Below are 13,982 nucleotides of genomic sequence, written 5' to 3' on the forward strand. Positions count from 1 at the left end.
GGCGAAGATTCAGGTCAGCTGACCGGCATAGACGTTGAACCGGTCGTCGCGGAGGAAGCCGACCAGGGTTTGTCCGGACGTGCGAGCGAGATCCACGGCCAGGCTGGTGGGCGCGGAGATGCCGGCGATGAGACCGATGCGCGCGGTGAGCGCCTTTTGCACGATTTCAAAAGCGATGCGTCCGGAGACGAGTAGTCCCAGATCGTCGCGTTCGGCGCGGCGGTCGATGAGGAGGCGACCGATGACTTTGTCGACGGCGTTGTGGCGGCCCACGTCCTCGCGCACGGCGATGAATTCGCCCGCGGCGGTGAAGAGCGCGGCGCCGTGCAGGCCGCCAGTGGCTTGAAAGGTGGCTTGAGCGGCGTGGAGTCGGGCGGGGAGGGCGAGCAGGGTGGCGGGGGTCGGGCGTAGAGCCCGACCCACGTTGATCCGCGGGCAGTGGGCGCGCACGGCGTCGATGGTGGCCTTGCCGCAGAGGCCACAGGACGACGAGGTGAAGACGTGACGCGAGAGCTGGTCGAGATCGACGGCGGACGCATCGCGGAGTTTGACGTCGATGATGTTGCCGGGCCCGCCGTCGGTGGCGGAGCAAACGTCGAGGTCGAGCACATCGTCGATGGAAGTGAGCACGCCTTCGGTGCACAGGAAGCCCATCGCCAACTCCTCATCGTGCCCGGGCGTGCGCATGGTGAGCGCGACGGAGCGGCCTTCCACGCGGATTTCCAACGGCTCCTCCACCGCGACCGCGTCGTCCGCGGTGACGGGTGGAGCACTGGAGGAGTGACGCGTGACGGGCGTGGATTGGCTTTGAGGCACGGGTTTTTACAGGAGGAAACAGAGGAAAACGGAGAGAAGCGAAAATTCAGATGAGTGGCTCTGTTTTTCTCTGTTTCCTCCTGTAAAAGTGAATTTCAAGCCGTTTCCAGTTCGACGAGGGCGTTGTAGTCGGGGACGCCGCCGCCGGCGTCTTTGCGGGTGCGATCGATGAGGTGGTTGCCTTCGGGCCAGTGGATCTGGAGATTGCCCGGGGCGATGGGCGCGAGGTGCACGCGGGCGTTGTAGCGGCCGAGCGGATTGTGCAGCGTGACGGTGTCGCCTTGCTTCAAGTGGCGCTTGGCGGCGTCGTCGGCATTCATGAGCACGGCGTCGCGCGGCGCGTTGTTGAGCGGATCGATTTCGGCGTAGATGAGGGTATTGAACTGCTTGCCGCGCCGCGTGCTGACATGAAACACGTGGTCGGGGCGACCGCCGACGGGGGGGAGATCGATCGTCGCGAGATGGGCTTTACCGTCGGACGTCGGGCAGACGCCGCCGGGGCAAAGGTGTGGGCCGCCGTATTGGAAAGCGTCGCCGGTTTTCCTGAGGTGTTGCACGCCGTCGTAGAACGGCACGACGCGGGCGATTTCCTCGCGCACGGCCTGGCCGGTGGTGCAGCCAAAAACACCGGCGGGATCGGGTTTGGCGGCGAGGGCGATGTCGCGGAGGATTTTCCATTCGGCGCGGGTTTCGCCGACTTCGCGCGGGATTTCGGGGGTGAACATGACTCGGCGTTCGGTGCTGGTTTCGGTGCCGCCGTCGTCTTGTTCGTAGCGGGTTTGGGCGGGGAGCAGGATGACCTCGTCGGACGGATCGAGTAGCATCTGGTCGGTGACGATAATGTCTTGGTGGATACGCAAGGGCACGCGTTGCAACGCCTCGGCGACGTAGTCGGGATCGGGGAGGGTGCGCAGGAAGTTGCCGCCGACCATGTGAAACACATCGAGTTCGCCGCGGTGGCAGGCCTCGACCATCTCGGTGGCGGCGAGACCTTCCCAGGCCGGGATCTCGAAACCGTAGTGGGCGGTGAGATTGGCGGCGTTGGTCTCATTGACCGCGAGACCGCCGGGGAAAGCGGTGGCGTAGGCGCCCATCTCGGCGCCGCCTTGCACGGAGGAATGGCCGCGGATCGGCATGACGCCACACTGGTCACGGCCGATGAAACCACGGGCGAGGGCGGTGTTGAGCACCATGCGCACGCCGTCGGCGCCCCACGGGTGTTGGGTGATGCCCATGGACCATACGAAGACGCCGGTCTTGGCGTGGCCGATCAGCTCGGCGAAGGCGATCATGCGCCCGGCGGGCAGCCCGGCGGCTTGTTCGAGCAAGGGCCAGTCGAGCGTGCGGGCGCGGGTTACGATGTCCTCCCAACCGGTGGTGTGCTCGGCGAGGAACGTGGTGTCGGTAAGACCGGCGGCATCGAGGTGTTTGATAACCCCGTAGAGAAACGCGATGTCCCCGCCCTGGGAGACGGCATACCAATCGTCGCACAAGTCGGAACCGAAGAGGGCGCTGTCGAGGTTGGACGGCACCCAATAGCGCTGCATGCCGGGCTCGAGGTAGGGGTTGACGATGATGATCTTGGTGCCGCGCTTCTTGGCCAAGTGGAGATATTTGGTGGATACCGGCTGGTCGTTGGCGGGATTGGAGCCGAAGAAGACAATCACGTCCGTGCCGAACCAGTCGGAGTAGCCGCAGGTAGAGGCGGAGATACCGAGGGTCTGCTTCATGGCGGCGGTCGACGGCGAGTGACAGAGCCGGGCGGCGTTGTCGACGTGGTTGGTGCCGAGGTAGCGCGCGGCTTTTTGGGCGAGGTAGTAGATCTCGTTGGTGACGCCGCGCGAGGTGACGAAAAAGGCGAGTCGGTCCGGGGTGGTGGCGCGGATTTTTTGGCCGATGGAGGCGAGGGCGTCATCCCAACTGATGCGGGTGAACCCAGGTTCCCCTTTGCGGCGACGCAGCGGGTAGGCGAGGCGACCGAGCGCGCGGAGATCGCGATTGTCGCGCGGGAGGCTGGCCACGTCGGCGAGGGCGTCGGGCGCCATGGCGGGCATGGTGTTCAGGCGCAGCAGATTGAGCCGCGTCATGCACAGGTGGGTGCCCTTGATGGTCCAATCGTGCAGTCCGGCGACACCGAGGGCGCAACCGTCGCACACGCCGCGCGTGAGGATTTTCCATGCGTAGGGCAGGTTGTCGCGATTGCTCCAGACAACCTTGAGCATGTCGCGAAAGTGCTTCGGTTTGGTGTGACCGATACCGAAGGGGGAAAGGCGGGCGAGGCGCTGGCCGAACGTGGGCCGGGGACAAGACATGGGTTTACAACGCGTGAGCGCGTGCGAAACGAGAAGCTGAAAGTTTCTGAAAGTTAGACGCCGAGCATCGGCAGGGTGGCCGCTTCCTTCACCAATTCGAGGGCAACATCGAGATCGAGTTGCTCCAGTTTCTTAAAACGAATGCAGCTTTTGCCGCAGGACACCTTGCCGAGACGGTGGGCTTCGCGCTCGACGAGGTAGCGGGAGTCGGCGTCGACGGAGCAGATGTAGAGCGCCAGGTTGTTTTTCTGGTTGGCGAGGCCGACTTTGAACCATTCGCCGCTGCACCCGCTCTTGGTTTTGTAAGGGCCGATGCCGTAGCCGATCATACCGTGGCACATCCCCGGTTTGAGCTTCGGCACGGCTTGGCGGATGGCGCGATGCAGGGTCGTCAACGCCGCTTTGCGTTCCGGCGGCAAGGCGGCGAGGTAGGCGGTCGGAGTTGTGACGTCGGGGGCGGCTTTCATCGGGTCGGCAGCGTGGATTCGCGAACGCCCGACTGCAACCTTCAGAGTAGGGTGCGGGCGGCGACCATATTGGTGATCATGATGCTGGCCTCGACCAGTGGCACCCGGGACGTGTTGATCACCACGTCGTAGGCCCGCGGGTCATGGATGTCGCGGGAGAAGTGTTCCCGGGCATAATGGTCGCGGGCCGAATCCTGGTGCGTGATGTGGCGGTGAGCGGCTTCCTCGGAAACACCCAGCTTGGCCGCCATGTGGCGGGCGCGATCGGCAGTATCGGCGACGAGGCGAATGTGCAGGCCGTTGGGGAGTCCCCGGGAGGCAAAGTTCGCGCTGCGGCCCACGAGCAGGCAACGACCTTCCGTCGCGAGACGGCGAATGAGTGCGTTGGTTTTTTGGACCATTTCCCAGAGGTTGGGGTGGACGCCGGTGATCTCGCCGATCGCCGCATTGATCTCGGAGACGGTGTCTTCCGGGAGGAAGCGGGCGAAGCGCTCGGGGTAGTGTTTTTCCCGCAGCATCGTTTCCACGAGGTTGTCATCGAAGATCCGCCAGACCGGGGTGGTTTGGTTGCGGCTACGGTTGAGTTGCTGGGCGAGCAGAGTCGCGAGGCTGGTAGCCCCGGCACCCGATTCGCGACAAATCGTGATAAAGGGAGCGGTGGGAAGCGGGGCGGTGACCGGAGCGGTCCGGGCCAGATGCAGGTTAATATAGCTGCCCGTTTTTTCGAGGTTGGGGTTGATATTCATGGGACTGGATGGGTTGTGACCCGAGAATAGGTGGCCGGCGCGGCGGGGGGAAGGTCGCAGCCGTCAAGGGGCGGAGTTAGCAGACGGACTACACGGCTCGATAACCCGTTTCCGGAGCTGAATGGCAGCCGAGGCTTGACGATGGCCTAATATGTAACTTAAAGGTTACATGATGTTGAGTGAGCAGGCACAGGACGGAGTGTTTCAGGCGTTGGGTCATGCGACCCGGCGGCGCATATTGGACCTGTTGAAGACCATGCCGGGCGCGACGGTGAACGACGTGAGCAAGTATTTCGATGTGTCGCGAATCATGGTGATGAAGCACCTCGGTGTCCTGGAAGCGGCGGACCTGATTGTGTCCCGCAAAGTGGGGCGCGTGCGCCAGCTCTACCTCAACGCCGTGCCGTTGCAGATGATTCACGACCGGTGGGCGACGGACTACGCGGAATTCTGGGCGGGGAGGGTGATGGATTTAAAATACCAACTGGAAGGTTTGGCGGTGCGAAAGTCCGATGCCGCGGGGTCTTCTGATCAACCGGAACAACAACCATGAGCGAACTAAAAAAAGCCGTCTTCAAAGTTCATATCGCAGCGCCGATCGAGCGGGTATGGGCGGCCATCACCAAGGAAGGCGAAGTGCTGCCCTTCTTTTACAACTCCGTCATGCATACGCCGAGTCTGGCCCCGGGGTCGGCGCTGCGCATGCGATCGCTGGACGAGAAATACACGGCGGTGGTCGGGGACATTCTGGTGGTCGAACCGCCGAGTCGTTTTTCCCATACGATGAAGTTTACCCAGTATGCGGACGATCCCGCCAGCACGGTGACGTATGAGCTGACGGCGAAGGACGGCGGCACCGAGCTGCTGCTGCTATTGGACAATGTTCCCGTGGGCACGAAGTCGGAGGGCTACATGATGGCCGGCGGTCTGTTTATCACCCAGACGATCAAAGACTGCGTCGAGACCGGGCGCCCGAATTTCAAAAATCGGCTCTTTCTGGGCATGATCGGTCTGTTTGGTTTTATGACGCCCAAACTATGCCGCACCGAAAATTGGCCCTTCGAAAAGAAGGTTTCCTGAAGCCCCACCCTCCCCAAGCCGTATTTCCATGAGCTCCGATCCCGCCGACCAGGTTCAAACCATGATTAAAAACCTCGAGACCAAAACCGGTGTGGCTTGGTCCGAATGGCTGGCTCGTGCTCACGCGGCGGGCAGCGAAAAGCACGGCGAAATCGTCAAGCACCTCAAGTCCGAGCATGGGATCGGCCATGGGTATGCCAACCTCGTGGCTCACTCCGCCAAGGCGGCGGCGGCCGGTGGTCCGGCAGAGGCCGATGATCTGGTGGCGGCGCAATACGCCGGTAAAAAGGCCGGGCTGAAGCCGATTTATGAGGCGCTGATCGCGACGGTGGAAAAATTCGGACCGGACGTAGAGCTCGCAGCGAAAAAGGGTTACGTCAGTTTACGGCGGAAAAAACAGTTCGGCCTCGTGCAACCCAGCACCGCCACGCGCCTCGATGTGGGCATCACGCTGAAAGGCACCGTCCCCACCGCGCGTCTGGAAGCCAGTGGCGGTTTCAATGCCATGGTCAGCCACCGCGTGCGGATCTCCACGATGGAGGAAATCGATGCCGAACTCGTGGGTTGGTTGCGTCTCGCCTACGATAATTCCGGGTAAACCGTTATAACCGGTTCAAATTGGTGTATTTGAAAAAGTGCGACAAAATCGGTTCAGTCGCCTCGACCTCACGATATTTACGCAAATAGTGGGGAATAACTTGACTGACCTGCAGCTCGTCCGTTGCGCATTACCCCGACCATGCCATCTCTTCGCACTGTTCTGACATCCGGCCTTAGCGTGGTCGTCATCGCGCTCGGATTGTTGGTGTGGCGACAACACCAAGCGATCGCAGCGCTGCAGGCACATGCCGCCGCGGCCACCCCGGGCGTGCTGACCGTCAATGTGGTGCCGTCGAGTTCGGTGCGGACCACGGGAACCGGAGCAACGGTCGCCCCAACGGCCTCGGTGGGGCGGGAAAACCGGTTGCGCGACGAACGGCGGTTGGAGGGCTTGGCGGAGTTGATGGAAAATCCCAAGTTTTTGCGGGCGATGGTCTCCCACCAACGCACGATGCTGGACGGTCGCTTTGGGGAGTTGTTTAGGCGGCTGGATCTCAATGATGAGGAACTCGAATCGCTGCGCGCCCTCCTGATTGAAAAGCAAAATGCCGCGCTTGATGTGCTGATGGTCTCACGCGGCGAGGTCGGGGGCACCTTGACGGGCGGCGAGATCAAGCAAGCGGCGACGCGGGCTCGTTCCGACATCGATGAGATGATCCGCCAAACGTTGGGCGACGAACGCTATGGTATTTACAAGGCCTACGAGGCATCGATGCCGCAGCGCAGCACGGTGGCGCAGTTGCAACAACGGCTGAGCTACACCGATTCACCCCTCGAACCCCGGCAAGCCGAAGCGCTGGTCGATCTCATGGTCGAAGTGAGTGGTGAAAATACCGTTTCCTCGCGCCCCGGTGTCTCCGTAATCGTGGATCCCTCGGACCAGCAAGCGGTGCCGATCGTGCAGGGCGCGGCGGAATCCAGCCCGGTTACGCCCGAAATGTTGGAGTTGGCCGGTCGGGTGCTCGATTCCCGCCAGCTCAAGGCGTTCACGGATCTCGGTCAGGAGCTTTACGCCGCCGCCATGGTGGTCGATCTGGCCCGGGAAACCATGGCGACCCAGGGGAACCACAAAATCCCTTCGACGCTCGAGGGCTTGGATATCCACCTGTTGCTGCAGTAACATCCGCCGCGGCGGGGGCGGGTGACTGAGCCTTCGCGGATGGGGCCACGCTACGGCAGGCGGATCCGCCAATTGTGGCTGGGTTCGGTCGGCAGGTCGGGGTGGGCGATGACCCAGTCGATGATCAAATCGCGAATACCGCGGTTGGAGCGGGAAATGATCGGTGCATCCTGAAACATGGCGTAACCGCCGCCGCCGTTGTGACGGTAGTTGTTGATCGCGACTTTGAGTTTTTGGCGCGGGTCGAGGCGACGTCCGCGATAGTTCAGATCGGTGATGCGGTCGCCGACGCGACGATTCAGGTCGATCACGTAGTCCACGCCTTCGGCGATGTCGAAATTATAGCCCGGCACCTGCGGATCGATGAGTTCCTCGGCGGTCATCCCACGCTGGCCGGGTCGAAAGAACCGGGCGGAGTGCTCCAGCGCTTGTTTGAGCTGGGCGCCGGTGAGTTCGAGCACGACCAGCGAATTTTCGTAGACGTAGAGACCTGCGATATCGCGCACGGTGACCTCGCCGACGGGGAGGAGTGCGTTGGTATTGAAACAGGCGGTGAGCGAAACATCGGCTTCGCCGGCATCGAGTTGCACGCGCTGGATGAGATCGATGATCGCGGAGTCCTGCACCCGCGCCTGGGCCGCGGAAAGTGTGCGGCTGGTGCGACCGATGGGTTGATCGAGCCAAGCCTCCGTCGCCTCGTGCGCGTTCTGGGTGAGGGCGAGGATTTGAGGATCGGGCGGCACTTCGGCGGTGACCGGGTGGGTGGTGGCGGTTTTGCCGATCAGCTGCCACGACGCGGTGGGGTCGGAGCGTTCCAGCAATAGCGTGGTGCGCGAGAGATGTTCGCCCCACCGTCCGGCCTGGGTGAGCAGCACGCCGTTGACCGTAAGGGAGGGCACTTCGCGGTGGGTGTGACCCATGAGAATGACGTCCACGCCGGGCACTTCGCGGGCGATGCGCAGGGCGGCATTTTCGTGGGGCACCTGGCCGGGGTTGGGAATGCCGGTCAGGATGTTTTCCTCGATGCCCATGTGCATCGCGACGACGACCACGTCGACACGGGTGCGTTGGCGCAATTCGCGGACCCAGCGGTGGGCCGCGGCGACCGGATCGGTGAAATCGAGTCCCGTGATGTGGTCGGGGTCTTCCCATGCGGGCACGCCGGGCGTGGTGAGCCCCAGGATACCGACGCGCACCCCCCGCACTTGTTTGACGATGTAGGGCGCGTAGGCCGGGTCAGTTGTGCCCTCGATGCAAATGTTGCCCGAGATCCACGGGAAGCGGGCCGAGCGTCGGGCGCGGTTGAGCACGTCGAGACCGTAGTTGTATTCGTGGTTGCCGATCGCGAGGGCGTCGAACCCCAGCGAATTCATCGCAGCCATCATGGGGTCCTCGCGCGGCGGTGCGACCACGGCGACGTGGTAGGCGAGCGGGGTGCCCTGAATCGTGTCCCCCGAATCGAGCAGGATGACTTCGGGATCGAGCGCGCGAGCACGGCGGATCAGGGTGCCGATTTTGGCGAGACCGTTCTCCGCCGGCGTCTGGGTGTAGTAATCGACCGGGTGGATGTGACCGTGCAAATCGGTCGTGGAGAGCACGGTCACATGCGTGCGGTCTGCGCCGACGACAAAGCCGGTCAGGAGAAGAGACAGCGCGAAGGCGTGCCGAAGCCGGGGAACCATACCGCCTAGGCAAAGGCGGCTGGCCCCGGAGGTGAAGCGCGAAAGCGGGTTATTGCGTGCGCAAATAAGCGACGATATCGGCGACGTCCTGAGCATTGAGGCCGAGTTGGTCGGCGCTCAGCATTAGTGAACGGCCATACCATCGCACGGCCTTCACGCGGTCACGGGGGATCATCTGGGTCACGCCGCCCATCGATTTGACCACGATCGGGTCGGCTTGGGCGATGACCAGACCGTGAACTTCGGAGCCGTCGTTGAGCACGACGTTGCGACCGTCGAAACCGTGGGAGATATCGCGGGACGGGTCGACGATGGCGTAAATCGCTTCTTCGGCACTTTGCCGCGAAACCCATCCGTTGAGCGTCGGGGCATAGTCCGCTCCTTCCGCGCCGACCACGTGGCACAGGCGGCACGCCACGACTTTTTCGGCACCGTTGGCGGCCACCCCGGTGAGCGCCATCACCTGCGCGGCCGGGATCAGGTGAGCCGGGTCGGGCTCGGGCACGACGCTGGGCGTGACGGTAACGGTTTCGGGATCGTAGATGCCGGCGGTCTTGATCTTCGCCGCCATGTCGGTGTGGCCCCATTGGCCATTCATGTGATTCAACATCCACCACAAGGTGGTGTCTTTGATGATGCCTTCGGACTCGCGATGCAGGTCGAACATCGTGCGAGCCGATTCGGCAGAGCGGTTGAAGCCGAGCGCGGTCACCGCCTGCAGCCGCTGGGCGGGCGCGAGAGAGGTGTCGGCGGCGCGGCGGGCGAAAAAGGCCGCGCTGGCGGGAGCTTTAAGCGTGAAGGCGAGTTCGGCGAACGCCTCGGATTTTACGTCGATCCGAGGATCAACCTCCGCTGCGATCCAGTCGTAGAGTCGTTCGCTCTTACCGGTCGCGCCAATTCCCCAAGCTGCGAGATAAGTGCGATCGCCAAGCGGATAGCGGGCGGCGAGTTCGACCAATATGTCGCGGCTGTTCTTCCAATCGCTGTCGCGCAAGGCGACGGCCACGTCGCGCCGCACGGCGGCCGAGGGATCCGTGGCGAGCTGTCGCAATTCGGCATGGACGTCCGCTCCCGTGCGACGCAGGGCCCGCAACGCGGCGATGCGAATCTGCGGGTCCGGGCTGCGCACGAGTGAACGCACTTTGGCCACGCCGGCGTCACCGAGGTGGGCCAGCAAAAACACGGCGCGCGCGGCGACGTAGGGGTTCTCGTCGTCGAGCAGTTGGGTGACGGGGGGCACGGCGGCCTCGCCGGCGGCGTGCAACCGACCGGCACCGAGGGCGCGCACATTGACGGCCGGGCTGCGCAGTGCGGCGAGTTGACCGGCCGTCGTGTCGAGGTCGAATGTCGGCACGGCCGGATTCACGCCGGTGGGCGTGATGCGGTAGATCGCGCCGCTGAGGGTGTCGTCGTGATCGGCGTGGCCGCCGACGCGTGGGTCGAACCAATCGGCGACGTAGATCGCCCCATCCGGACCGACGGCGACGTCGGCGGGGCGGAACATGGAGTAAAGCTCATCGTTGGTGCGCCCGCGCAGGGAGTCGATGCCGGTGAGGCGTTCGTCGAGGTTGGTGGTGAAGAACTTGGTGCGGTCGAGCGTGAAGCCGGCCCCGTCGGGTTGGGGGAGGTAACCGAAGACGACGTTGCGGGCGGCTTCGCAACTCAGCAGCAGACCGCGCCAGGCGGGGCCGAACAAGTCGCCTTCATAATAGACAATGCCCGTCGGCGCACCCGCGCCGTAGACGTCGCCCGCCGGCATGATGCCGGGATCTTCCTGCCGCCACTCGGCGGTCGGGATGTCCTGGCCGGGGCGGCGGTCGGCGGACCAAAAGCGGGATCCGTCGTTGGAGAACCAACCGGCGTTGCCGTATTCAAGCAGGTATGACGTGCGCGAGGCGGGCGGATCGTCGTTGTCGTTTTGGAAGACATCGCCGAAGGACGTGACGGTCTGCTCGTAGCTGTTGCGGAAATTGTAGCCGATGATTTCGACGTCGGTGCCGTCGCGATTCATGCGCGCGGCGAAACCGCCGACATAAACATGGCCGTCGTCGCTGGTGGCGCCCGCGTAGTCAGGGCCGCGCCAGGCGGGCCGCGGATCGCCTTCGAACGTGCCCGGATGGTAGGCGCTGCCGATGCGGAAGGTTTGGCCCGAGCGGTCTGTGAAGAGGGCGCCCACATTGCCGCTGTTGAAATACCATTTGCCGTCGGGTCCGACCGTGACGGAGTGCAGGGAGTGGTCGTGGTTGATGCCGTCAAACCCGGTGAGCAGCACGTCGCGTTTATCGACGCGCGGGTCGAAGCGCAGATCGCGATCGACGTCGGTGTAGACGATGAGATTGGGCGCGCACGATACCACGATTTGGTTGTCAATGACGGCAATGCCAAGCGGGGCGATGAGACCGGGTTCCTGCACGAACACATGTGACGAATCGGCGACGCCGTCACCGGTGGTATCTTCGAGCACGACCACGCGGTCGCCGAGCGGATCGCGACCGTGATGACGGCGGTAGTTCACACCCTCGGTTACCCAGATGCGCCCCGCGTGGTCGATGTCCATGTTGGTGGGGTTGCGGAGCTGTGGTGCCTGGGCCCAGAGGGTGGCTTCCATGCCGTCGGGCACGCTGAAGAGATCGGTGGGGACGACGGTCGTGGGCGGGGCGCTGGCGGGTTCCGGGGCGCTGGCGGGTGCTGGGTCGGCGGCCAGTGCGACGACGGCGCACAGCCCGAGGAGGGCGGGTAATAAGCGGGGCATAAGGAGTTTGTAGTTACGAATCCGCCTTCGCCAAGGCTTTGGCGGATAAATTATTTAACTGTCACGAACTGGATGAAGCCTGACGGACCAATAAGATTGAGAAGAAAACCCTCCAGAGGAATGGTCGCCGGATGAAACTCCGCTTATTCCCCACGTTGCTGCTGCTGGCTTCACTCATCTTGGTCCCGATGGCTTCGGCCAACCATCACGAAGAAGCGGAGAAGGTGTTCGAGCTGCGGATTTATCATCCTCATGAAGGCAAAATCGAAGCGCTGCTCACGCGTTTCCGCGATCACACCTGTGGCATCTTCGAACGACTCGGGATCGAAAACGTGGGCTACTGGGTCGAGACGGAACCGGCCGAAGGCGCCGAACCGAAACTTTACTACGTGATCGCCCACCCGAGCCGTCAGGCCGCCAAAGACGCATGGGCCAAGTTCATGGTCGATCCCGAGTGGAAGGCCGCCTACGCCGACAGCATCAAAGACGGTCGTCTCGTGGTGAAGGTCGACTCGATCTTCATGGCCCCAACGGATTTCTCCGCGATCAAGTAGCGGATTTGCGAGAATTACCGTCCTCTTATTCCGGCAATATTAGTGGCCATCCCTGATGGCGGGATCGTCGGTAGGTCCGGAAATGTCGTGAGTCGGTCGTCACGACGTCAGCTTTGGGGAAACGTTCTGACCGCACTACAAGGGAGGCGTCAGCTGCGTTCATCACTTTGTATTCGAGCATCAATTCCCGGGTGCGCCGCAGTGCTTCCGGCCACGGTCGGAGCAAGACGATCGAGCCTCCACGCGCGGGTGAAAGCAGGGCCCGGGCAGCGCCGGAGCTTCCGCCGAGGTGGTGAAGTGCTTTTTCCAACACGATCTCCGTGGTGTGCAACGCTCCTCGGCGAGCTGACAGCGCATCGACGCTTCACTTATGCCATTGGTCGGTCGCGTTGAATCGGCCCACCACTGGACCCGCAGCCACGATGGTCCTCACGACCATAGCCCTCACGGGTGGATAAGTTCGTCGGTCCATCCTTGATCATGCCGCGGTAGCGTGCGGCCGCCGTGGCGAAATCCGTCGCGTCCTCATCCACCTCGCGTTCCAAAGCGGCCCGGGCCAAGTCTGACACCGACGAACCTTTACGTTTGGCGGTCGCCTTCAACTTCTTGGCCAACGTTGCGGGAATCTTCGCGGTGAACGTCTTCATGGTGTTACCATTGCATTACCCTGATGATGGTTAAGACCGAGACGGGTTCGGCGTGGCGGGAGCGGGAGTGATTAACCCTTAGTCTGGTAAGGCCAAAGTGGATTAATCATGGGACGAGTGCTCGCGGGCCTCGGACTCCGCAGAATCGTCACTCGTGGTGTCCTCGTCGGTCTTATTCGACGGTAGCGCGTCGCGGAGCGGTTCGCCGCCTTTGATGCCGAAATCGAGGGTGCGAATGGGGAACGGAATCGTGATGTCGTTGGCGTCGAACGCTTCCTTGATGGCCAGCACGCCTCGGTGAATGGCGGGATAGTAGCCGATGTCACCGTCGGGATATTTGATCCAATAGCGGGCGGTGAAGTTGATGGAGCTGTCCCCGAATTCCAGGGCGAAAACCTCCACGCTTTTTTCGCGATCAATGAAGTCCAATCCTTCCAATGCTTCCTGCAGCACCGTTGTGACCTGGGCCAGATCTTCGCCATAGGAAACCCCCACCGGAATCTCGATCCGGCGCAGGCCCGAGACGGAAAAGTTTTCGAGCACGTTTTTGAAGATCTCCTTGTTGGGAATGTAGATCATCTGCCCGGAAAAGTTTTCCATGACGGTGTTGCGCAGGTTGAGGCGGCGCACGAAACCGAACTCGGATTGCGATTTGATCAGATCCCCGGGTTTGAACGGCTTGCGAATACCGAGCATGAGCCCGGCGAGCAGATTCTCGGCGAGGTCCTGAAAAGCGAAACCAAGCGCGAGTCCGATGATGCCTGCCCCGGCCAGCAGGGAGACGACGGCGCGTTGCAAACCGATCAAATCCAGCGCCACGAAAAACCCGATCGCGACGACCGCTATTTTGAGGAGTGTCGCCAACAACGACGCGATCGCTTCGGAGTCAAAGGCGCGGCGAAAGAGCTTGAGCAGGAGTCGACTACTCATCGCGCCGATGGCGTAGAACATGGCGAAGAGCACCGTCGCCAGGATGAGATTGGGCAGCAACGTGATCGCCGTCTCGGCCCACCCCATGAGTTTTTCCGAGATCAGGCTGACGGAGCGTTCGATGGTGAGGGGATCGACCGAAACCGTGTCTGCGGAGGAGCCGGCATCGGCTTGGGCGCTGGGATCGAGTGGGCTGGAATTATTGAGCGGCATCCCTACACCGATGCCGTTTTTTCCCAAATGGTTCCCGACCGGCGGGGCAAGGGCACCGCGGAG

General features: G+C 62.6%; 13 protein-coding genes. 5 read left to right on the forward strand and 8 right to left on the reverse strand.

Translation table 11 applies throughout. From position 1 onward, the window contains the following. Positions 1-9 precede the first annotated feature (9 nt). From fdhD to PXH66_RS00450, 4 genes are all read right to left on the reverse strand, one after another. Positions 10-816, reverse strand: coding sequence for a formate dehydrogenase accessory sulfurtransferase FdhD (gene fdhD / locus PXH66_RS00435; protein WP_330929260.1), 807 nt, complete (start codon positions 814-816; stop codon positions 10-12). A gap of 95 nt (positions 817-911) precedes the next feature. Continuing rightward, positions 912-3,128, reverse strand: coding sequence for an FdhF/YdeP family oxidoreductase (locus PXH66_RS00440; protein WP_330929261.1), 2,217 nt, complete (start codon positions 3,126-3,128; stop codon positions 912-914). Positions 3,129-3,181: 53 nt separating this feature from the next. Continuing rightward, positions 3,182-3,595: a DUF1801 domain-containing protein gene (locus PXH66_RS00445; protein ID WP_330929262.1), complete on the reverse strand. Its 414-nt coding sequence runs from the start codon at positions 3,593-3,595 to the stop codon at positions 3,182-3,184. A gap of 41 nt (positions 3,596-3,636) precedes the next feature. Continuing rightward, positions 3,637-4,341, reverse strand: a complete 705-nt coding sequence (locus PXH66_RS00450; protein WP_330929263.1) for a cytidylate kinase-like family protein — start codon at positions 4,339-4,341, stop codon at positions 3,637-3,639. A gap of 169 nt (positions 4,342-4,510) precedes the next feature. Here PXH66_RS00450 and PXH66_RS00455 point away from each other — a divergent pair, with 169 nt between their 5' ends. The 4 genes from PXH66_RS00455 to PXH66_RS00470 all read left to right on the forward strand — a co-directional run bounded on the left by PXH66_RS00455 (position 4,511) and on the right by PXH66_RS00470 (position 7,141). Beyond that, complete coding sequence (locus tag PXH66_RS00455; RefSeq protein ID WP_330929264.1) at positions 4,511-4,894, forward strand: ArsR/SmtB family transcription factor; 384 nt, start codon at positions 4,511-4,513, stop codon at positions 4,892-4,894. Beyond that, complete coding sequence (locus PXH66_RS00460) at positions 4,891-5,421, forward strand: SRPBCC domain-containing protein (protein ID WP_330929265.1); 531 nt, start codon at positions 4,891-4,893, stop codon at positions 5,419-5,421. The genes PXH66_RS00455 and PXH66_RS00460 overlap by 4 nt, the downstream gene beginning before the upstream one ends. Before the next feature lie 61 nt (positions 5,422-5,482). Beyond that, positions 5,483-6,019 carry a DUF5655 domain-containing protein gene (locus PXH66_RS00465; RefSeq protein WP_330932189.1) on the forward strand — a complete coding sequence of 179 codons (537 nt, stop codon included), beginning with the start codon at positions 5,483-5,485 and terminating at the stop codon, positions 6,017-6,019. Between the two features lie 141 nt (positions 6,020-6,160). Further along, positions 6,161-7,141: a hypothetical protein gene (locus PXH66_RS00470; RefSeq protein WP_330929267.1), complete on the forward strand. Its 981-nt coding sequence runs from the start codon at positions 6,161-6,163 to the stop codon at positions 7,139-7,141. A gap of 50 nt (positions 7,142-7,191) precedes the next feature. On the opposite strand, the gene PXH66_RS00475 is transcribed toward PXH66_RS00470, so the two are convergent. Both PXH66_RS00475 and PXH66_RS00480 read right to left on the reverse strand, forming a co-directional pair. Continuing rightward, positions 7,192-8,823, reverse strand: a complete 1,632-nt coding sequence (locus PXH66_RS00475; protein WP_330929268.1) for a bifunctional metallophosphatase/5'-nucleotidase — start codon at positions 8,821-8,823, stop codon at positions 7,192-7,194. A gap of 49 nt (positions 8,824-8,872) precedes the next feature. After that, positions 8,873-11,575, reverse strand: coding sequence for a PVC-type heme-binding CxxCH protein (locus PXH66_RS00480; protein WP_330929269.1), 2,703 nt, complete (start codon positions 11,573-11,575; stop codon positions 8,873-8,875). Between the two features lie 131 nt (positions 11,576-11,706). On the opposite strand from PXH66_RS00480, the gene PXH66_RS00485 reads away from it, so the two are divergent. After that, positions 11,707-12,129, forward strand: coding sequence for an NIPSNAP family protein (locus PXH66_RS00485; RefSeq protein ID WP_330929270.1), 423 nt, complete (start codon positions 11,707-11,709; stop codon positions 12,127-12,129). 368 nt (positions 12,130-12,497) lie between these two features. On the opposite strand, the gene PXH66_RS00490 is transcribed toward PXH66_RS00485, so the two are convergent. Together PXH66_RS00490 and PXH66_RS00495 are read right to left on the reverse strand one after the other, a co-directional pair. Further along, a complete protein-coding gene (locus tag PXH66_RS00490) occupies positions 12,498-12,776 on the reverse strand; it encodes a ribbon-helix-helix domain-containing protein (protein ID WP_330929271.1) in 279 nt (92 codons plus the stop codon). Between the two features lie 102 nt (positions 12,777-12,878). After that, positions 12,879-13,919, reverse strand: a complete 1,041-nt coding sequence (locus PXH66_RS00495; RefSeq protein ID WP_330929272.1) for a mechanosensitive ion channel family protein — start codon at positions 13,917-13,919, stop codon at positions 12,879-12,881. Between the last annotated feature and the right edge of the window lie 63 nt (positions 13,920-13,982).

This window comes from Synoicihabitans lomoniglobus (genome assembly GCF_029023725.1).
Taxonomy (GTDB): Bacteria; Verrucomicrobiota; Verrucomicrobiia; order Opitutales; family Opitutaceae; genus Actomonas; species Actomonas lomonigloba.